Source organism: Blautia argi (genome assembly GCF_003287895.1).
Taxonomy (GTDB): Bacteria; Bacillota; Clostridia; order Lachnospirales; family Lachnospiraceae; genus Blautia; species Blautia argi.
The window spans coordinates 1,999,422-2,019,167 of the sequence record NZ_CP030280.1; the positions used below are offsets into that span (position 1 = coordinate 1,999,422).

At 43.9% G+C, this 19,746-nt stretch carries 23 protein-coding genes and 1 pseudogene; 3 read left to right on the forward strand and 21 right to left on the reverse strand.

Annotated features, from left to right (window positions below; genetic code table 11):
• Nucleotides 1–22: 22 nt before the first annotated feature.
• Genes DQQ01_RS09740 through DQQ01_RS09750 form a run of 3 tightly spaced genes read right to left on the reverse strand, consistent with a single transcriptional unit; the run spans nucleotide 23 to nucleotide 1,513 of the window.
• Nucleotides 23–940 carry a methylenetetrahydrofolate reductase gene (locus DQQ01_RS09740; protein ID WP_111919874.1) on the reverse strand — a complete coding sequence of 306 codons (918 nt, stop codon included), beginning with the start codon at nucleotides 938–940 and terminating at the stop codon, nucleotides 23–25.
• A 56-nt stretch (nucleotides 941–996) separates the two neighbouring features.
• Nucleotides 997–1,179, reverse strand: a complete 183-nt coding sequence (locus tag DQQ01_RS09745) for a CooT family nickel-binding protein (RefSeq protein ID WP_111919875.1) — start codon at nucleotides 1,177–1,179, stop codon at nucleotides 997–999.
• Between the two features lies 1 nt (nucleotide 1,180).
• Nucleotides 1,181–1,513, reverse strand: coding sequence for a DUF8180 domain-containing protein (locus DQQ01_RS09750; RefSeq protein ID WP_111920886.1), 333 nt, complete (start codon nucleotides 1,511–1,513; stop codon nucleotides 1,181–1,183).
• A 405-nt stretch (nucleotides 1,514–1,918) separates the two neighbouring features.
• Between DQQ01_RS09750 and DQQ01_RS09755 the strand changes: the two genes are divergently transcribed.
• A complete protein-coding gene (locus DQQ01_RS09755; RefSeq protein ID WP_111919876.1) occupies nucleotides 1,919–2,755 on the forward strand; it encodes an aldo/keto reductase in 837 nt (278 codons plus the stop codon).
• 40 nt (nucleotides 2,756–2,795) lie between these two features.
• Here DQQ01_RS09755 and DQQ01_RS09760 read toward each other — a convergent pair whose 3' ends face one another.
• From DQQ01_RS09760 to DQQ01_RS09775, 4 genes are read right to left on the reverse strand one after another with little or no spacing between them, the layout of a single operon-like run.
• Entirely contained in the window at nucleotides 2,796–3,809 is a 1,014-nt protein-coding gene (locus DQQ01_RS09760; protein WP_111919877.1) for an NAD(P)H-dependent glycerol-3-phosphate dehydrogenase, read from the reverse strand.
• A gap of 5 nt (nucleotides 3,810–3,814) precedes the next feature.
• Nucleotides 3,815–4,459, reverse strand: coding sequence for a glycerol-3-phosphate 1-O-acyltransferase PlsY (plsY, locus tag DQQ01_RS09765; protein WP_111919878.1), 645 nt, complete (start codon nucleotides 4,457–4,459; stop codon nucleotides 3,815–3,817).
• A gap of 6 nt (nucleotides 4,460–4,465) precedes the next feature.
• Nucleotides 4,466–5,791, reverse strand: a complete 1,326-nt coding sequence (gene der, locus DQQ01_RS09770) for a ribosome biogenesis GTPase Der (RefSeq protein ID WP_111919879.1) — start codon at nucleotides 5,789–5,791, stop codon at nucleotides 4,466–4,468.
• On the reverse strand, nucleotides 5,754–7,136 hold the full coding sequence (locus DQQ01_RS09775; protein ID WP_111919880.1) for a DUF512 domain-containing protein: 1,383 nt from the start codon (nucleotides 7,134–7,136) through the stop codon (nucleotides 5,754–5,756). Before DQQ01_RS09775 ends, der begins: the two co-directional genes overlap by 38 nt.
• A 162-nt stretch (nucleotides 7,137–7,298) precedes the next feature.
• On the opposite strand from DQQ01_RS09775, the pseudogene DQQ01_RS09780 reads away from it, so the two are divergent.
• Nucleotides 7,299–8,463 (forward strand): annotated as a pseudogene (locus DQQ01_RS09780) (ribose-phosphate pyrophosphokinase).
• Between the two features lie 160 nt (nucleotides 8,464–8,623).
• Here the strand turns inward: DQQ01_RS09780 and DQQ01_RS09785 are convergent.
• The 14 genes from DQQ01_RS09785 to ylxM all read right to left on the reverse strand — a co-directional run bounded on the left by DQQ01_RS09785 (nucleotide 8,624) and on the right by ylxM (nucleotide 18,262).
• A complete protein-coding gene (locus tag DQQ01_RS09785) occupies nucleotides 8,624–9,502 on the reverse strand; it encodes a PcsB-like coiled-coil domain-containing protein (protein WP_242980299.1) in 879 nt (292 codons plus the stop codon).
• A 58-nt stretch (nucleotides 9,503–9,560) separates the two neighbouring features.
• Nucleotides 9,561–9,848 carry a hypothetical protein gene (locus tag DQQ01_RS16570; RefSeq protein ID WP_242980301.1) on the reverse strand — a complete coding sequence of 96 codons (288 nt, stop codon included), beginning with the start codon at nucleotides 9,846–9,848 and terminating at the stop codon, nucleotides 9,561–9,563.
• Between the two features lie 133 nt (nucleotides 9,849–9,981).
• On the reverse strand, nucleotides 9,982–10,803 hold the full coding sequence (gene pgeF / locus DQQ01_RS09790) for a peptidoglycan editing factor PgeF (RefSeq protein WP_111919881.1): 822 nt from the start codon (nucleotides 10,801–10,803) through the stop codon (nucleotides 9,982–9,984).
• Between the two features lie 4 nt (nucleotides 10,804–10,807).
• Nucleotides 10,808–11,182 (reverse strand): YraN family protein, encoded by a 375-nt coding sequence (locus tag DQQ01_RS09795; protein ID WP_111919882.1) that lies wholly within the window; start codon nucleotides 11,180–11,182, stop codon nucleotides 10,808–10,810.
• On the reverse strand, nucleotides 11,179–11,946 hold the full coding sequence (locus DQQ01_RS09800; RefSeq protein ID WP_111919883.1) for a ribonuclease HII: 768 nt from the start codon (nucleotides 11,944–11,946) through the stop codon (nucleotides 11,179–11,181). Before DQQ01_RS09800 ends, DQQ01_RS09795 begins: the two co-directional genes overlap by 4 nt.
• 12 nt (nucleotides 11,947–11,958) lie before the next feature.
• Entirely contained in the window at nucleotides 11,959–12,798 is an 840-nt protein-coding gene (ylqF, locus tag DQQ01_RS09805; protein ID WP_111919884.1) for a ribosome biogenesis GTPase YlqF, read from the reverse strand.
• A 19-nt stretch (nucleotides 12,799–12,817) separates the two neighbouring features.
• Complete coding sequence (gene lepB / locus DQQ01_RS09810; RefSeq protein ID WP_199797951.1) at nucleotides 12,818–13,414, reverse strand: signal peptidase I; 597 nt, start codon at nucleotides 13,412–13,414, stop codon at nucleotides 12,818–12,820.
• 83 nt (nucleotides 13,415–13,497) lie between these two features.
• On the reverse strand, nucleotides 13,498–13,845 hold the full coding sequence (gene rplS / locus DQQ01_RS09815) for a 50S ribosomal protein L19 (RefSeq protein ID WP_111919885.1): 348 nt from the start codon (nucleotides 13,843–13,845) through the stop codon (nucleotides 13,498–13,500).
• 130 nt (nucleotides 13,846–13,975) lie between these two features.
• Nucleotides 13,976–15,433, reverse strand: coding sequence for a tRNA (guanosine(37)-N1)-methyltransferase TrmD (gene trmD / locus DQQ01_RS18425; RefSeq protein ID WP_111919886.1), 1,458 nt, complete (start codon nucleotides 15,431–15,433; stop codon nucleotides 13,976–13,978).
• 10 nt (nucleotides 15,434–15,443) lie between these two features.
• On the reverse strand, nucleotides 15,444–15,950 hold the full coding sequence (gene rimM / locus DQQ01_RS09825) for a ribosome maturation factor RimM (protein ID WP_111920888.1): 507 nt from the start codon (nucleotides 15,948–15,950) through the stop codon (nucleotides 15,444–15,446).
• A gap of 83 nt (nucleotides 15,951–16,033) precedes the next feature.
• Nucleotides 16,034–16,264, reverse strand: a complete 231-nt coding sequence (locus tag DQQ01_RS09830) for a KH domain-containing protein (RefSeq protein ID WP_111919887.1) — start codon at nucleotides 16,262–16,264, stop codon at nucleotides 16,034–16,036.
• Nucleotides 16,265–16,281: 17 nt separating this feature from the next.
• Nucleotides 16,282–16,527, reverse strand: a complete 246-nt coding sequence (gene rpsP / locus DQQ01_RS09835) for a 30S ribosomal protein S16 (RefSeq protein WP_111919888.1) — start codon at nucleotides 16,525–16,527, stop codon at nucleotides 16,282–16,284.
• A gap of 40 nt (nucleotides 16,528–16,567) precedes the next feature.
• Complete coding sequence (gene ffh, locus DQQ01_RS09840; RefSeq protein ID WP_111919889.1) at nucleotides 16,568–17,914, reverse strand: signal recognition particle protein; 1,347 nt, start codon at nucleotides 17,912–17,914, stop codon at nucleotides 16,568–16,570.
• 3 nt (nucleotides 17,915–17,917) lie between these two features.
• Nucleotides 17,918–18,262: a YlxM family DNA-binding protein gene (gene ylxM / locus DQQ01_RS09845; RefSeq protein WP_111919890.1), complete on the reverse strand. Its 345-nt coding sequence runs from the start codon at nucleotides 18,260–18,262 to the stop codon at nucleotides 17,918–17,920.
• Between the two features lie 209 nt (nucleotides 18,263–18,471).
• Here ylxM and DQQ01_RS09850 point away from each other — a divergent pair, with 209 nt between their 5' ends.
• Nucleotides 18,472–19,746: a nucleotidyltransferase gene (locus DQQ01_RS09850; protein WP_111919891.1), complete on the forward strand. Its 1,275-nt coding sequence runs from the start codon at nucleotides 18,472–18,474 to the stop codon at nucleotides 19,744–19,746.

Consider the following 19,746-nt stretch of genomic DNA (forward strand, 5'->3'; position numbering starts at 1 on the left):
TTCTATACTATATTGTTTCAAATTATACCAATGTGCGAAGACCTGAACGATCAATAATTTCAGATACATCTTTCCATTTGTTCAGAGCATACAGATGGATACCTTCAATACCGCATGCACGATATTCATCAATCTGACGGATTGTATATTCAATACCAGCTTCTCTGAATCTTTCTTTCTTACCTTCCACATCTGCATCAAATGGATCTTTTACGAATGGGTTCGGGAAAATCCAGTTTCTGGAGATGATTTCGCAAAGTTCACGAGGCATTACGCATGCGTTGCGGGACAGAGCCATGTTGATGGTAGCTGCCTGGTCTAAGATAGGCATAATACCAACATCTACCGGCATTGTGATTCCTGCACAGCGGATAGCATCTAACCAGTATTTGAACTGTTCCATATCCCAGCAAAGCTGTGTCATAATATAGTCAGCGCCATTGTCCTGTTTCTGTTTCAAAACAGCAATATCCGCTTCCAGGCTACGGCAGGAAATATGTCCTTCCGGTGAACCTGCTACTGCGATTTCAATTTTGTCGCCGAATTCTTTACGAACATATGCTACCAGATCTGTTGCATAAGCAAAATCTCCGCCTGTTCCTGTCCAGCCGAAAGGAAGGTCACCACGAAGAGCCAACATGTGATCTACACCGTTGTCCAGGTAGTTCTGTAACTGTTCTTTGATTCCTTCTGCTGTATTTCCGATGCAGGTAAAGTGTGTTACAGGAATGGTGCCTGCATCTTTAATCATTTTACATACATCCATGTTTTTACCGACATTTGTACCGCCGGCACCGTATGTACAGGAAATATATTCCGGTTTGTACTTGCAAAGATGCTCAATGGTACCCGGAAGATTTTCCATTCCCTTGTCTGTTTTTGGCGGGAAAAGCTCAAAAGAAAGGAGCATTTTCTCTCTCATTGCATCTGATAATTTCATAATTTCTACCTCCGCATATTGTAATTTGTTATTTTAAGGTATTACCCATTAAAATCTTATTCGCAATCCAGTTTCACAAGGCTGTTTGCCAAATCCACCATAAGGATTCTGCCTTCAATCACTTTGGTTTCGCCCATAATATCCCGAAGAATTACCTTATCTCCGTCCACATCAATACGGCTTACCATTTTACAGATTACAGTATTGTCACTTTCCTTCTGAACAGTTGCAAGACACATATTAAGCCTCCTTTAAATGTTCTTTTACCAGTGTCAAAGCCAGTCCCAGACGCATATTTCCCTTCTGGAAATCCGCTACGCCTTCTTTGATTGTCTTTGCAGCATCTTCCATACCCATTTTTTTCAGGTTTTCAGCCATCTGATCCAATTCTTCTGCATGGTGCTCATTGTGAGAGAGCATGTAATTGAGCAGTGCCACTACTTCGTCTGTACAACTTCCCTGACAGCCCTCGCCGCAGTTTGTGCAATGCTCGTGAGTATGACCATGGTCATGATGATGATCATCTCCTCCATGAGGAATTACATTTCCATTTTCATCTTTAATTAAATGCATATTCCAATCCTTTCTGCGCCTGTTTTTGTATTTGGGCGCAATGAATGACAAATAATTTATCAATTATCCTCATTATACATGTTTTCCATGTTTTTATCAAGATATTTTATGTTTTTTTCTGTATCCAACTTGTAAAACTTTTCAAAAAATGCCTTTCACTATTCCCTGTTTTGTGCATTTCTCCAAAGTTTCTTTTGGCAACTGCAAAAAAGCATTGTTCCCTCTGTTGTTTCTCTTCTTTCTATTCCTGCGGCTATACGGCACTTTTCCTGTATTTTTCCCACGGATTCTGTATATTTTTGAACAATCTTTCTGCTGTTTTTCTAAAAGAATTTAATAAAATCGTATCACATTTTTCACATTTTCATGGTATACTGAGTGGGAGTTTTTAAGGAGGGTTATTTTATGTCTTTTGACAACCATGTGATTCAGCTAAATGATACAAAAGAAATGCCCATGCTGGGACTTGGAGTTTATAAAGCAACGGATGACGGAGAGCTGAAGCAGGCAATAAGCTCTGCTGCAGCTTTGGGATACCGGTTAATCGACACTGCTTCTTTTTATAAAAATGAAGAAGGCGTGGGAAAAGCCATAAAATCTCTTGGGCTTCCCAGAGAAGAACTGTTTGTCACTACCAAAATCTGGAACACTGCCCAGCGCATCGGCGATATTGAGGACAGCTTTAATCGCAGCCTGGAAAGACTGGGGCTTGATTATGTGGATTTATATATGATCCACTGGCCGGTACCGGGGTGCTTCTGTGATACCTGGAAGGTGATGGAAAAATTGCAGGCAGCCGGAAAAATCAAATCTCTGGGTGTTTCTAATTTCTCTATTGCTGATTTAGAGCTTTTAAAAACAGTTTCCGATGTTGTACCTGCTGTAAACCAGGTGGAATTTCACCCCCTGTTCAATCACCCGAAGCTGCTTTCCTACTGCCAGGCAAACGGCATCGCAGTACAGGCATATGCTCCTTTGGCAAGAGGCGCCTATCTGCAAAGTCCTCTGATGATTGAAATCGGAAAACGCTACGGAAAAACTCCGGCACAGATAGGACTCCGCTGGCTCGTTCAGCAGCAGATTGCCGTAATTCCAAAGTCCACACACCCGGAACGACTAAAGGAAAACAGCCTGATTTTTGATTTTTCTCTTTCTGATGAAGAAATGACAGCCATTACAGCCATGGACGCAGGACAGCGGATTGCCGGAATCCCTGAAGATATGATTCCCTACATAAAATAAAGCAATAAAAACGGAGTTCCAAAAAGGAGCTCCGTTTTTTCTATTTTTCCCAGGCACTGTCCCAGGATTCTATTTTCTTATCTCTCACCATAAGTTCTTTTACTGCCTCCGCAGGATTTTTCCCTTCAAAAAGCACACGATTTACCTGCTGGATAATAGGCATTTCCACCCCGTATTTCCGGGAAAGCTCCAATCCCGCTTTTGCGGAATACACCCCTTCTACCACCATGTTGACTTCTTTCATAGCTTCTTCCATGGTTCTTCCCTGTCCCATGAGAAAACCTGCTTTTCGATTCCGGCTATGACGGCTGGCACAGGTAACAATCAAGTCCCCGATACCTGACAGCCCATAAAAGGTGTCAGCCCTTGCTCCCATAGCAATGCCCAGACGGGAAATTTCCGTAATTCCTCTGGTAATCAGAGCCGCCTTTGTGTTATCTCCATAGCCCAGTCCATCTGCGGTACCTGCCGCCAGGGCAATGACATTTTTCAGAGCACCGCCAAGCTCAATTCCCAGAATGTCTGGGCTGATATACACTCGAAAAACAGGACTCATAAAAATATTCTGCAGATATTCTGCGGTTTCCCGGCTTCTTGCCCCTACCACACAGGTCGTGGGCAGTCCCCGGCTGACCTCTTCTGCATGACTGGGCCCGGACAGCACGCAGGCACAGGATCCGGGAATTTCTTCCTCTATCATATCTGTCAGAGTAGTCAGGGTATGCTCTTCAATCCCTTTGGCAACATTGACAATCAACTGTCCCTCTTTCACATAGGGACGCATTTTCTTTGCTGTACTGCGTACAGCTACAGAAGGTACGGCAAGCACCAGCACGTCCCTCTCTTTTAAGGCCGCTTCAAGGTCTGCGGTAATTTCCAGCTTTTCAGGAAGCAGCACCTTCGGAAGCTTTTCCCTATGCTCCCGTTCCCGTGCCAGCTCCTCTGCCTGTTCCTTTCTGTGAGACCACAAAATTGTATCATGTCCGTTTTCGGTCAGCAAAATAGCAAGAGCCGTTCCCCAGCTTCCTGCCCCAAATACACTTACCTTAGCCAAAACACTCACCTCTTTTTCCCGAGAAATATCTTGTTTTCATTTCCATGAAGCAGGCGCACAATATTCTGTCTGTGCCGCCAGTATGCCAGAATCATCAGCCCCACAGCTATGGCGTACATCTCATAAAGCGCCGACTGTGTACAGTTATAGGTTCCCATCTGCCCAAAAATCACCAGAGCCACCACAAAGCCCAGATACCCCAAAAGAGAACCCAAGGACACATAATGGGTCAGAAAAAATGCGGCAAAAAACAGCACGGCACACACCAGAAACAGCCGCCAGTCAAAAGCAAGTAAAAGCCCTACAGATGCTGCAATTCCCTTTCCGCCTTTAAACTTCAGATAAAAAGGAAAATTATGTCCTAAAATACAGCCTGCCCCTGCATAAAGTTCTAGCAAAAGCAAATCCTCTCCTGCATGGGAGGCAAAAATCAGACGGATCATCCAGATGGCTGCCACACATTTTAAGCAGTCCCCTAAAAGAGTCAGGGCACCCGCCTTTTTCCCCATAGTACGCAAAGCATTGGTACTTCCTGCATTTCCGCTTCCGTGTTCCCGGATATCAATCCCCTGTTTTTTTCCATAGATATAGGAGGTCTGAAACAGTCCGCATACATATCCTACTGCCAGACAAATCATACGCAACAACATTTCTTTTTATTCTCCTTCTTTACGCTCACGGATAATAAATTTCAGGGAAGTCCCCTTAAATCCAAAGGCCTCTCTGATTTTATTTTCCAGGTATCTTGTATAGGAAAAGTGCATCAGTTCCTTGTCATTTACAAAAATTACAAAGGTAGGCGGCTTTACAGCTACCTGTGTGGTGTAGAAAATTTTCAGGCGCTTGCCTTTATCAGAAGGCGGCTGCTGCATGGCAATGGCCTCTGTAACAATTTCATTTAACACACCGGTCTGAATCCGCAGGGTCTGATTTTCCAGCACCATATCAATGGTTTCAAACAACTTCGGAATTCTCTGTCCCGTCTGAGCGGAAATAAACATAATTTCCGCATAAGGCATGTAAGAAAGAGTTTCCCGCACCTTATTTGTGAATTTGTAAATGGTTTTGTCATTTTTCTCAATGGCGTCCCATTTGTTTACAGCAATGACAACACCTTTTCCTCTGTCATGGGCAATTCCTGCGATTTTGGCGTCCTGCTCGGTCACGCCTTCTGTGGCGTCAATCATCATAACCACCACATCTGCCCGCTCTACTGCCGTTACAGTACGGATAATGCTATAGCGCTCCAGCTCTTCCTTAATCTTATTTTTCCGACGCAGTCCTGCTGTATCGATAAATGTGTATTCTTTGCCATTGTATTCCACAAGAGTGTCAATGGCATCTCTGGTAGTGCCGGCAATGTTGGAAACAATTACACGATCCTCTCCCAGAATCTTATTAATAAGGGAGGATTTTCCTACATTTGGCTTTCCAACCACGGCAATTTTCGGAATGTCGCTTTCCTCTTCCTCTCCCGCATGTTCGTCAAAATGCTCCACAACCTTTTCCAGCATATCGCCGAGTCCCAGCATGGAAGCAGCGGAAATAGGCACCGGCTCTCCGATTCCCAGGTTGTAAAATTCATAGATGTCCATCATAAATTTCTGGAAACTGTCCACCTTATTTACCACTAAAACCACCGGCTTGTTACTTCTCCGCAGCATATCTGCTACTTTAGCGTCTGCGTCCACCAGCCCCTGCCTTACATCTGTCATAAAAATAATCACGTCAGCCGTATCAATGGCAATCTGTGCCTGCTCTCTCATCTGGGACAAAATAATATCCTTACTTTCCGGTTCAATACCGCCGGTATCTATCATGGTAAAAGTCTTGTCAAGCCAAGTCACTTCCGCATAAATTCTATCCCTTGTCACTCCGGGCGTATCCTTTACAATAGAAATTCTCTCTCCTGCCAGCGCATTAAAAAGAGTAGATTTTCCTACATTAGGCCTGCCAACTATTGCTACAATCGGTTTGCTCATACATTGTTCTCCTTTTATGTGTTCTCTCTGTTTCCTGTTCCAAAACCGCGGTCACAAAATCAGCGCCGCTCTCTTCTACAATTTTCACAGGAACTCCCAGTTCCTGTTCTATCTCTTCTACGGTTTTATCGTCTAAAAAGATTTCCTCTCCGCTTCTCAAAAGATTGCAGGGCAGAAGCAGATATTCTCCCAGTTCCTGTCCCTTTAACTGAGCCAGAATGTCCTGACCTGTAAGAAGTCCGGATACCGTAATGCTCTCTCCAAAGAAATCGTTGCGGATTTCATAGCCTTTGATATCCATGTTGGGATATTTTTTTTGAATCTCTTTTGCATATCCCATAATGCATGGATAGGCAAGGCGTCCTGTGGCAAAAGAGATGGTTCTCTTTCGTTCATCTCCCTTTCGCTCCTTTAAGGCTTCCCGAACCTCCTCGTCTAAAAGTCTGAGCATGCCCACACCGTTTTCAAGCTGTAAGTAGCCATCATATCTTTCTTCCTCAGGAAGCTCTCTTCCCGCCAGCAGATACCATTCATCGCTGGCATGGATAAAATGCAGCCCATATTCGGGATACAGCTTTTTCTGCCATGCTTCAATGGTGTCAATCACCTGTGCTGCATCTTCCTTTGTAAAGGGTTCTAAAGGATAAAGCCCGTCCCTGTATTTGCTCAGTCCCACAGGAACCACAGAAACACTTTTTAAATGGGGCAGATATCCGGTAAGATCCGCAATACTGCGCTCCAGCTCCTCTTTGTCATTTAACCCCTTGCAAAGGACAATCTGTCCGTTCATCTCTATCCCTGCCTCAAAAAGCCGCTGTACTTTTGGGAAAACATCTCCCGCAAAACGGTTGTGCAGCATTTCACAGCGAAGCCTGGGATTTGTTGTCTGAAAGGAAATATTAATAGGCGCCAGATGATAGTGAATAATTCGGTCAATATCATGGTCACTCATATTAGTCAGGGTCACATAATTCCCCTGGAGAAAGGAAAGACGGGAGTCATCATCTTTAAAATAAAGGGTTTCCCGCATTCCCGGAGGCATCTGGTCAATAAAGCAGAAAACACATTTGTTTCTGCAGGAACGGTATTCGTCCATCAGACTGTTTTCAAATTCCAGTCCCAGGTCTTCCTCAAATTCCTTTTCAACCTCCAGTTCCCATTCTTCTCCATTTGGCTTCTGCACCAAAAGCTCTATATATTCATCGTTCACCAGGTAATGGTAATCAAACACATCTTCTATGGGTTGTCCGTTAATGGAAAGCAGCTCATCTCCCGGCTGCAGCTCCAGCTCCCAGGCAATGCTCCCTTCCTTTACCCGGCTGATTTTATGTCGGCTGTTTTTCATTTCTTTCCTCCTAGCAAATGCCCGTTATTTCTTATAATACCAATATTACAGGAAAAAAGCAATAATTTTCCTTGACGGTTGTATGTGTCGAATGTTATAACTTATTGTGTAATTATGTTAAATTTAATTAAAATATGCAAAAAACCGAAAATGGAGGTTACTATGGTTAATATCAGTTTGCTGGAAAAGTCCATACCTGTTGCACCAATTAAAATTGCCGCTTTGGAAAGCTGCTCTCATCTGGCATCACAGGTAGACGCTCATCTGGTACAGTTTCGTAAAGAATTAAATTCCCACAATCAGTCCGGTCTGAATTTCCGTGGGTATGCTGAGAACACCTTTTTAGTTGATTGCAAATGTCCGCGATTTGGCTCAGGAGAAGCAAAGGGTGTGATTCACGAATCCATTCGCGGCGCGGACATGTTTGTTATGGTAGACGTGTGCAACCACAGCTTAACTTATAACATGTGCGGTCATGTAAATCACATGTCACCGGACGATCATTATCAGGATTTAAAACGAATTATCGCTACTGCAGCCGGAAAGGCACACCGCATTAATGTGATTATGCCGTTCCTGTACGAAAGCCGTCAGCATAAGAGAAGCAAACGGGAATCCCTTGACTGCGCTCTGGCTTTGCAGGAGCTGGTAGGTATGGGTGTAAGCAACATCATTACCTTTGACGCCCATGACCCTCGTATGCAGAATGCCATTCCTCTGTCAGGCTTTGATAACTTCATGCCTACTTATCAGTTTTTGAAAACTCTGTGCGCTTCTATTGAGGATTTCAAAATTGACAATGAGCATCTGATGATTATCAGCCCGGACGAAGGCGCTATGCAAAGAGCGGTATACTTCTCCAACATTTTAGGTGTGGACATGGGTATGTTCTATAAACGCCGTGACTATTCGACTGTTGTAAACGGCAGGAATCCCATTGTTGCTCATGAGTTTTTTAGGAGATTCTGTGGAAGGAAAAGACGTCATTGTCATTGATGATATGATTTCCTCTGGAGAAAGCATGTTAGACGTTGCAAAGAAATTAAAGGACCGCAAAGCAAAGCGCGTCATTGTCTGCACAACTTTTGGCTTGTTTACAGACGGACTGGAAAAATTCGATGAATATTATGAGAACGAATACATCTACCGTGTCATCACTACAAACCTGAACTACCGCAATCCGGAGCTTTTAAAACGTCCTTATTATCTGGAAGCGGATATGAGCAAGTATCTGGCAAGCATCATGGATATCTTAAACCATGACCTGTCTGTAGAAAAGGTTCGCCGCACCACAGACAAAATCAACCGTTTACTGAAAAGATGTTAATGGACTGATTTCTGAAAAAAGACCTTTGCACCGGCGTACGGAAAAATCTCCCCTGTTTTCCATACGCCAAGGGCCAAGGTCTTTTTTTCACTTCAAAGCAAAAATGCAGGGCATTTGTTTAAGGAATTCTTCCTCTGCAACAAATGCCCTTATGTATGTTTTAATTTACCTGATAAACATCTGCAGTACCTCTTCCAAACTGCAGCGCCTCTTCATGGCTGTTAAAGAAAATATCCACATGCCCATATGGAACACCTCTGTCCTCTACAGTGTATACATTTCCGTTAATCAGCAGCTTTGTACCAAAAGGAACGCCTCCCATGGCAACGGTTCTTCCCGGTACCGGTGTGGTTCCGCTGGCTGTCAGTCCGCTTTCATGTCCACCGCACTTTTCACAGTTACAATAGCCTGTCAGGGTAAATCTCCCAAGATAATTTCCATTGGAATTGTTCTGAGATTCACTCTGATTATTCTCAGGCTGCTCTTGAGGTGCAGGCGCTTCTTCCGGCTGAGAATTCTGGCTGTTATCCTCTGCTTCCGGTGCACTTGGCTGTACAGGCTGCTGCACGACGCCGGAATTGTCCTGGGACGGTCCGGAAGCCTCCTCTTTCTGCTGTGCCAGAATCTGTGCTGCCTCTTCGTCCTTTTGCAGTTTAATCAAATGGTCAATGTTATTTTTCTGCTGTTCAATCTTACCCAGCAACGCTTTCGCGCTGCTCTGTTCTGCAGAAATCTGACTTTCATAGGTTTCAATCTGGCCTCTGGTACTTTTCACCACGACTGCAACCTCATCCTGTTTTTCCAGACTTTCCTGCTTCAGATTTTCCAGTTTCTTCTGTTCTTTTTTAATGCTATTCTCTTTTTCTTTGATTTCTTCTGTGGTTTTCTTGTACTCTTCCAGCATCTTTCTGTCATACTTTGTCATTTCTGTCATGTTTTCTGCCTGACTTAAGAAATCTGTGAAGCTGTCCGCCTCTAACAAAAGCATCATATAAGAATTATCTGAGTTTTCATACATATATTGGATCCGAAGCTTCATACTTTCGTACTGCTCGTCTTCCTTTTCCTGAGCCTTTACAAGCTCTTTTTCCAGCTTTTCAAGCTCTGTCTGTTTTTCCTCTGACTGAGTCTGAATCTCCTGTAAATTCTCCCCCTAATTCACTAAGCTGTTGATTCAACTCTTTCAAGTACCCTTCTAAATCATTTTTCTTGGATTCCAAGCTGCTGATTCTCCCCTGGGTATTGTCTAACTGTTTCTGGTTTTCCTGCTGCGTATTCTGTGCTGCTGAAATCTTTTTCTGAGTAGCAGAACCGTAACAAGGGGTTGCAACCAGACTGGCCGCCAACACACCCAAAAGCAGGCTTGTACTTGTTTTTTTCTTCATATAATCAAAGCTCCTTTTCACTAACGGAACTGATTATAACACAGAAATTCAAAGAAGCATAGTATTTTTTTAACTTTTCGTAATATTTATGTAATATTGCCTTATCTCGCCTGTTAAATTTTATGCATTTATCCTATTGATTCTTTATTCCAAGAAAGGCACAGAGATTTCCCCTTCTGCCTTTGCTTGCCCTGTGGGAAAACAGCAGTTCGGGATTACAGCAGGTACAAATTCCGGGAAGGCTTATATGTTCTGAAGAGATTCCTGCCTCTTGCAATACAAGCTCATTGGCTCTCCAGAGATTGAGCTGATACTTGCCGTTCTCCTTTTGATACACCAGACTTCTGTCCTCTCCTCCTGCCAGAAATTCCTGTATAAACTGCTCTGCCACGTCCCCACTGACCTCATAGCAGTCCTGGCAGATAGAAGGGCCTATGGTCGCATAAACGTCTTTTGCCCTTGTTCCGTATTCTTTTTCCATAATCTCCAGAGTTTTGGCTCCTATCCGCCCTACCGTGCCTCTCCAGCCGGAATGCGAAAGCCCTATGGCACGATTTACCGGATCAATAAAAAATAAGGGGACACAGTCTGCATAAAAGGTTGTCAGGGTTATCCCCGAAACATTTGTCACAAGGCCGTCTATGTTTCTGTAATCTCTTTCTCTTGTAACTCCCTTGCCCCGGTCTTCTTCTGTCACAATACGAATATTGGTTGTATGGGTCTGGTCTGCGCATACCAGGCTCTCTACGGGAAATCCTATGGCTTTCGCAATCCTTCTGTAATTTTCCATAACGTCCGCTTCTCTGTCTCCTCTGGTAAAGCTCAGATTCATAGAAGTATAAACCCCTTTGCTGACTCCGCCCTTTCTGGTGGAAAATCCATGGTAAAATCCGGACAGTTTCTCAAATACCGGATATGCCAGAAAGGAAACACCATTTTTTTCTCTTAATTCCATCTCTCTATCCTCTGAATTCAAATGCATTTTTTATCAGTTTCACACCCTTGGGGGTAATGCCTACCACGTCAAAGCGACAAGGTGTTTCCATACCATATCCCTGCTTTGTAAGATAGTAAAGGGCTGTTCTTGAAATCCGCTGCTGCTTTTTCCTGTCCACAGCCGCAAGACCGTCCCCAAAACCTTCTGTGCTGCGGTATTTTACTTCCACAAAACACAGATATTCCCCCTCTCTTGCCACAATATCAATCTCTCCCTGTCTACAGGAAAAATTTCGGCACAAAATCTCATATCCCTGATCTTTTAAATACCGGACAGCCGCTTCTTCATAAAAGGTGCCTACTGCTCTTTTGGATTCCTTTTTCGCCTTTTGCGTCATACCTTTTCTCCCAGAACATTGTGAATAAACGAACGTCTGTGAATGGGCGTGGGACCGTATTTTTTAAGAGCTTCTATATGAGCCCCAGAACCGTATCCTTTGTTGGATGCAAACCCATACTGAGGCATAATTTTGTCATATTCCCGCATAAGCCTGTCCCTGGTAACCTTTGCTACAATACTGGCGGCTGCAATGGAAATACTCTTTGCATCGCCTTTTATAATAGGTACCTGAGGAATGGAAATACCTGGAATGGTTACGGCATCATTCAAAAGAATCTGTGGCTTTATAGGCAGCTTTGCAACAGCCTCCCGCATAGCCTCGTAGGTTGCCTGCAGAATATTGATCTCATCAATTCTGGCCGGAGAAGCGTATCCCACCTCTGCTGCCACTGCCTTGTCCATAATTTCCTCATATAGTTCTTCTCTTTTCTTCTCTGAAAGCTGTTTGGAATCATTGATATACAAAATCCGGCAGTCCCTGGGCAAAACCACAGCCCCTGCCACAACCGGACCGGCAAAGGGGCCTCTGCCCACCTCATCTATGCCGCAGATATAACCCAGATGCTCATACTCCTTCTCATATGCGCACATGCCCTCTATCCGCTGTTTTTCCTTTTCCAGGCTTAAAATCCGCTTTTCAGCCTGTACCAGCAGATTTTGAATTCCTTTTCTCTCATCTTTTCTGTAAAGGGCGCAAAGCGCCGGAAGCTCTTCCTCCGGCGCAATTTTAAATTCATTTCTTATTTCCTGAATACTTTTCATCTATGGTACTCCTTAAGGTCTTTCCAGTGTAATTCTCCCGATTTTTCCGTTTCGGAACTCCTCCAGGAAAAGGTTGGCAGCCTTTCCGTAATCCAGCTCATTTCCTTTCTGGATACACTTCCGATTCTCTGCAATCTGGGTTAGCATGGAAACCCGATCCTCAGATTCTGTAATCTCATATCTCTTTTCCAAAATTCCGGCGTAAAATTCATGCAGACAGCCCAGAAGTTCTAAGGACAGCTCTTCCAGATTTAAAATTTCATCTTTAATAGATCCTACCATAGCCAGTTTTGCTCCAACGCTCTGGTCTTCAAACTTGGGCCAGAGAATTCCCGGCGTATCTAAAAGTTCCACGTTTTTATTAATACGAATCCACTGCTTTCCCTTTGTAACACCTGGTTTATTTCCTGTTTTTGTGCAGGCCTTTCCTGCAAACGCATTAATAAAAGTAGACTTTCCTACATTGGGAATCCCTACCACCATGGCGCGAATGGGACGGTTTTTAATGCCTCTTTTTCTATCTCTCTCCAGCTTTTCCTTACAGGCTTCCATAACCACAGGCAGAACATTTTTAATCCCTGCTCCGCTTTTGGCGTTGAGTTTTACAGTATAATAGCCCTTTTCCTGAAAATACGCTGCCCACTTCTCGTTTTCCCGTTCATCTGCCAGATCCGCTTTATTTAAAAGAATCAGTCTTGCCTTATTTTTCCCCAATTCATCAATATCCGGATTCCTGCTGGAAAGGGGAATTCTTGCATCTACCACCTCAATAATCAGGTCGATCAGTTTTATATTTTCCTGCATCATACGCTTTGCTTTTGTCATATGTCCAGGATACCATTGATAATTCATACTTGTCCTCTCTTTTTTGTCAGTTTTTTAAAAATCCCATACGGTCAAAGGGCGCTATGCGGAACCAGAGCTTTCCCTCAATGTATTTCTTCTGCACGTTTTTCACTTCTGCAAATCGGCTGTCCTCACTGTTGTTCCGGTTATCCCCCAGAACAAAATATTCGTCCTTTTTCAGCTTCACTCCCTCATCTGCCAGTCCAGGGTTGCTTATCTGAGCAAATTTCCCGCTTTCCTTATGCAGCTTTCCGTCGATATATACCTGTCCGTCTTTAATCTGCACGGTTTCTCCGGGAAGCCCGATAACCCGTTTGATATGCACGGCAGCGTTGTCCTTTCCGTCCTTAGTAAAGGCAATCACATCTCCCCGCTTGGGATCTCCCAGCTTATAGGATACCTTATTGACAAAAAAGCGCTCTCCCGTCTGAAAAGTGGGTTCCATACTGCTCTCCTGCATGCTGATGCTCTGAAAAAAGAAGATTGCCGTCACTGCTGCAAGAGCAAGCACCACTGTAATCTGAAACACCCAGCCAAACACACAGCGTCCCCTTTCGCTTTTAATAAACTCCAGTGCCAGCTCTCTTTGCTCATCTCTGTTCTTTTTCTTCTTTTTGCTCAATCCTGTCACCTTGTCCTCATATAACTATGTGATGAAAGAAACAGAGGGTGCCACCTGTGCAACACCCTCTGTCCTTCACGTTATTATTTAACTAACTCTTTTACCTTAGCTGCTTTACCTACACGCTGTCTTAAGTAATTCAGTTTCGCACGTCTTACTTTACCGCGTCTGATCACTTCTACTTTTTCTACGTTAGGGGAATGTAATGGCCATGTTTTTTCAACGCCGATTCCGTTGGAAGTTTTTCTTACTGTGAAAGTTTCACGGTTGCTTCCACCCTGTTTTTTCAGCACAACACCTTCAAAAATCTGGATTCTTTCACGGTTTCCTTCTTTGATTTTTCCGTGAACTCTTACAGTGTCACCTACGTTAAATTCCGGTGCTTCAGCTTTCATCTGAGCAGCTTCAATGTTTTTGATAATTTCGTTCATGATTTTTCTCCTTTTATTTTGGACGTTCTTAATGCAATCAGCATCAGAGGACCATCTCTTTTTACAACAGGTTTGATTATACTATGCCTGTTTCCTGTTGTCAAGGCTTTTTCCTTTCCTGCACAATTTTTCAGATAAAATATTCCACTTCCCTTGGCTGGCTGTAATTGTCTTCCAGATATGCGCAGACAGAAGATGCATCAAAAGTTCTTGCCTGCTCCGGACAGACTCGAACACAACGCATACAATTTAAACATTTCTCCTGGTCAATTTCCAGTGTTTCCATAGAAATGGCATTTACCGGACATTTCTGCACACAGACCTTACAACCTGTACATGCTTCTGCATCAAAAGCCTTACCCACTGGCTTCATGGTCTTTGGCTCTGGAAACGGATTTCCCGGCATCTCTGCCTCCAAAAGGCCATTTTCTTCTGCCTGCTCCAGCTTTTTCTTGATTGCTACAGCAAATTTCCGGAATACTTCTAAATCCTTTTCCCCCGGTCTTCCCGCTCCCAGCTTTGGGGCATAGATATGAGGAATCACCGGGGCAATGGCGCCAATGCAAACAAAGCCCTGTTTCGAAAGAAGTTCCTTCATCTGTGCCAGCGTATCATCATAATGGCGGTTTCCGTAAGCAGCCATTAAAATACAGGGTGTCCCGTTTCCTCGAAGAGAAGAAAAGATGCCCCCTTCTACCCGCGGAAGCTGTCCTCCATACACAGGGGCTGCTGCCACCAAAAGCTCCTGTTCTCCAAACATATGCTTTTGTTTTCTGAATTTCCGTCTGGTTAAATCCAAATATACCGGATTCTGGGTCAGGCAGCTCATAAGCATCTCTGCTGCCTTTTTTGTCCCCTCTGTGGGGCTGAAATAAGCGGCTGTAACTTTTCTGCTTTTAGAGAGCAAATCCGGTCTGCGTTCCCTTGTCCGAATCACAGACTGCTCCAGACGCCATGCTTCAATCTTTCTGTGATCTCCTGCAAGCAGCACAGAGGGAACCTTTTTCCCTCTCCATTCCTCTGGTCTGGTGTAATGGGGATATTCCAGCAGATTATCCTGCATGGATTCAAACTGAGAGGATTCTTCATTGTTTAAAACTCCTGGCACAAATCTGGAAATGGCGTCAATCATAACAGAGGCTGCCAGCTCGCCTCCGGTCAGCACATAATCTCCAATAGATACATAATCTGTCACCACTTCTTCCAGCACTCGCTCATCAATGCCTTCATAATGTCCGCAAAGGAAAATCAGTTCCTCCTCCATTGCCAGTTCCTCTACCATAGTCTGGCGGAATACCTGCCCCTGTGGGGTAAGATAAATACACCGCGGCTTTTTTCCCCGGCTGGCTGCCAGAGAATCCCTTCTCACAGACTCATACGCTCGATAGACCGGCTCTGCCTGCATGACCATGCCTGCGCCTCCGCCATAAGGATAATCATCTACACGCATGTGCTTATTGTCTGAAAAATCACGAATATTCACCGTATGAAGAGAAATTTTTCCGCTCTTTAAAGCTCTTCCCGTAATGCTGGTACTTACTGTACTTTCAATCATTTCCGGAAACAGCGTCAGTACATGATATTTCATTTCTCTCCTCCTAGCATAAACCCTTTAGCAGATGAATGGTCATTTTTCCATACTCCACATCTACTTCTTTGATACAGTCCTTAATAGCAGGAACCAACACCTCTTTTTTCTCTGTTGTGTAAATGACATACACATCATTGGCGCCTGTTTCCATCACGTCCTTTAATTCCCCGAAAAGAGTACCGTCCTCTAAAAAGACCTCCATGCCAATCAAATCTGCAATGTAATATTCATTTTTCTTAAGAGGTACTGCAAATTCTCTGGTCACATACAGGCTCTTTCCCTTATAGGGCTCTATCTCATTAATATCGTCCACATCACGGAATTTGAGAATGACAAACTGCTTGAAATACTTCACTCTCTCAATTTCCAGCTCGCACAATTCTTTTCCCGTATCCAAAAGCACACTTTCCAGGTAATCAAATCTGTGTGCGTCATCTGTGGTGGGGTAGACTTTAACCTCGCCCCTGATGCCATGTGTGGTGGTAATCACACCTACCTGCAATAAATCTTCCATTTCCATATGCTCCTTTATTTCCCAGAAAAGCAAAAAGGGGGCTGTCACACCTTAAAATGCGACAACCCCTTTCCTGGTTGTTATTACTGTAAAATATCTACAACTACTTTTTTCTCACTTTTGGAGGAAGCTGCTTTCACAACAGTACGGATAGCCTTGGCAATGCGACCCTGACGACCGATTACCTTACCCATATCAGCAGGTGCAACCTTAAGTTCCAAAAGAACAGCGTCATTTTCTTCTGTTTCCGTCACAACGACTTCTTCAGGAGAATCCACAAGAGATTTTGCAATTACTTCTACTAATTCTTTCATTACAAATCACCTCCGGATTATTTTTCGATACCAGCCAGTTTGAAGATTTTAGCAACAACCTCTGTTGGCTGTGCGCCGTTTGCAAGCCATTTTTTAGCTGCTTCCTCGTCTACTTTGTATACGCTTGGTTCCTGAGTTGGGTCATATGTTCCAATCTCTTCGATGAATCTTCCATCTCTTGGGGATTTGGAATCTGCAACAATGATTCTATAGAAAGGAGCTTTCTTCTGTCCCATTCTTCTTAATCTGATTTTTACTGCCATTTCTTTCACCTCCTGGTTTTTTCATAAAGTTTCATATATGTTAAAAGGGAAGTTTAAATTTTCCTCTTTTACCACCTTTGCCGCCCATTAATCCGGGCATCTGCTTCATCATTTTCTTTGCCTGCTCAAACTGCTTTACCATACGGTTGACTTCCGCCACATCAACGCCTGCACCCTTTGCAATCCGGTTTTTTCTGGAAGGACTTAAAATCTCCGGGTGAGAACGCTCCCTCGGAGTCATGGACAGGATAATCGCTTCTTTTCTTGCCATATCCTTTTCATCTACCATGCTGTCCAAATCCTTTATCTGAGAACCAACGCCGGGAAGCATACTCAGCACACTGGACAACCCGCCCATGTTTTTCATCTGATTCATACTTTCCAGATAATCGTCAAAACCAAAGGAATTTTTGCGGAATTTCTGTTCCATTTCCCTGGCTTTTTCCTCGTCTAAATTTGCCTGGGCTTTTTCAATCAGGCTCATGACATCACCCATACCTAAAATACGGGAAGCCATGCGCTCTGGGTAAAACTGCTCTAAATCGGAAAGCTTTTCGCCCATACCTACATATAAAATGGGTTTTCCGCTGATAGCCTTTATGGAAAGCGCTGCACCGCCTCGGGTATCGCCATCCATTTTGGTAAGGATTACACCATCAATGCCTACCTTTTCTCCAAAGGTTTCCGCTACATTTACCGCGTCCTGTCCGGTCATGGCATCAACTACCAAAATAGTCTGATCCACGGTCAAAGCTTCCTTGATATCAGCAAGCTCCTTCATCATATCTTCATCAATATGAAGGCGTCCTGCCGTGTCCAAAATCAGAACATTGTACTTTTCATTCCTGGCATGCTCATAAGCTGCTTTGGCAATATCCACAGGACTGTTTTTATCTCCCATGGAAAACACCTCCACACCCTGTTTTTCGCCGTTTACCTGAAGCTGCTTAATTGCAGCGGGGCGGTAAACATCACAGGCAACCAGAAGAGGCTTTCTTCCTTTGGATTTCAGCTTTCCTGCCAGCTTCGCAGTAGTTGTGGTCTTACCTGCACCCTGAAGCCCTACCATCATCAAAACAGTGACTTCATTGCCTGGCTTTAAGGCAATCTCTGTTGTTTCACTTCCCATTAAGCGGACAAGTTCTTCATTTACAATCTTAATAACCATTTGCCCCGGATTCAGACCAGACATAACGTCCTGTCCAATAGCCCGCTCCTGCACAGCTTTCATAAACTGCTTTACAACCTTAAAGCTGACGTCTGCTTCCAGAAGCGCCATTTTTACTTCCTTTAAAGCAGCCTTTACATCGGCTTCGGTCAAACGGCCTTTTTTTCTTAAATTCTTAAATACATTCTGAAGTTTGTCTGTTAAGCTCTCAAATGCCATGTGTTATAACTCCTCTAAGATTTCCTGAGAAATACTTTCCACCTGGGAAACCAGTTCCTGTCTGCTAAGATTTTCACATTCTCTGCTCAGCCTGTGAATACGATGGACCTTTTCTTTAATATTCACAAACTTTTCTACCAGATGCAGCTTTGCCTCATAATCCTGCAAAGCCTTGTTGCAGCGCTTGATATTATCATGCACGCCCTGACGGCTGATGCCCAGCTCGTCTGCCACTTCACTCAAGGAGTAGTCATTTAAAACCACATCTTCGTAGATTCTTCTCTGGTGGGCTGTCAGAAGCTCTCCATAGAAATCATACAGCAAAGTCTGCTCTACAAATTTTTCCATTCGCAATCACCTTGGTTATCATACAACAAGATTCCATAGCTGTCAAGTACTTTTTATTGACAAACTTTTGTTCGTATTTTCCCTCTTGCATTCATTCTCCGTATACTTCTATTTACACTCATGGTTTTCTAATATATAATCAAGACATACGAAAAATCAGCCTGTAACCACACGGCGCAATCCCGTCATAGGGCAGAAAGGACTCTCTTATGAAAAAAATCGTTGGAATTATTGCAGAATATAATCCTTTTCACAGGGGACATGCCTATCATATAAAAAAAGCAAAAGAATTGGCCAATGCAGACTGTACAGTGGTTCTGTTAAGCGGTGACTTTGTCCAGCGCGGCGCTCCTGCCATTCTCCCCAAACACACAAGGGCGAAAATGGCGCTTTTAGGCGGCGCGGATATTGTGCTGGAACTTCCCTCCTTTTATGCCTCTTCCAGTGCAGAATACTTTGCCAGAGGCGCGGTGGGGATTTTTCATGCTCTCGGCTGTATTGATGCCCTTTGCTTTGGCAGTGAAGAAGGAACCATAACACCCTGTATGGAAACCGCCAAAATCCTCGTGGAAGAGCCGACAGCCTTTCAGAATACTTTAAAAGAACATCTGAAATCCGGTCTTTCTTTTCCCTCTGCCCGAAAAGCGGCCCTTCTTGTCTGCTACCAAAAACAGTCTTCCCTTAGCAGGGACGAACACTTTTTAGATTCGCCTAACAACATTCTGGGAATTGAATACTGTAAGGCGCTGCTCTCTCTTAACAGCGCCATAGAACCTATAACAGTAAAACGGGAAGGCAGCAGCTACCATGCCCAGAAACTGACAGACAGCTACCCCAGCGCCTCTGCCATTCGTCAGACCCTTGCCAAACCATCCCAAACCGAATTTGGGCAGGCAACGTCCGACTCCTTTGACTTCTCTTTATCCGCCCTTTGGAAACAGGTGCAGCCGGAAGCCGTAGCTGCTTTTTCCCGGAATTTTTCAAAAGAAGATTTTTTAACGGAAGACGATTTTTCTCTTCTCTTAAAATATAAGTTGATGAGCAGTACGCCCCAGACCTTATGTCAGGCTGCAGACATGTCCCCGGAACTTGCACAGCGGATTTTGAACTGCTTAAATGAGTTTCGCTCCTTTTCCCAGTTTGCAGCTCTTTTAAAGACAAAGGAGCTTACCCGTACCAGAATCAATCGGGCGCTGTTGCATGTGCTTTTGGACATTTCCGCAGATTTGCCTTCCCGCACGCCCGGCTATGTCCGATTGCTGGGATTCAACAAAAATGCTTCCGGATTTTTAAAAACTGTGCAGAAAAGTGCCTCTCTGCCCTTGCTTACAAAAGCAGCCGATTACAAAAGACTTCTGCCAAAGGAAGAAGTCCCTGTGTTTGAAAAAGACATTTTTGTTTCCAACCTGTATCAATCTGTGTTAAATATAAAAAAACAGACTGCTTTTACACATGATTTGCAAAAGCCGCCTGTCATTTTATAA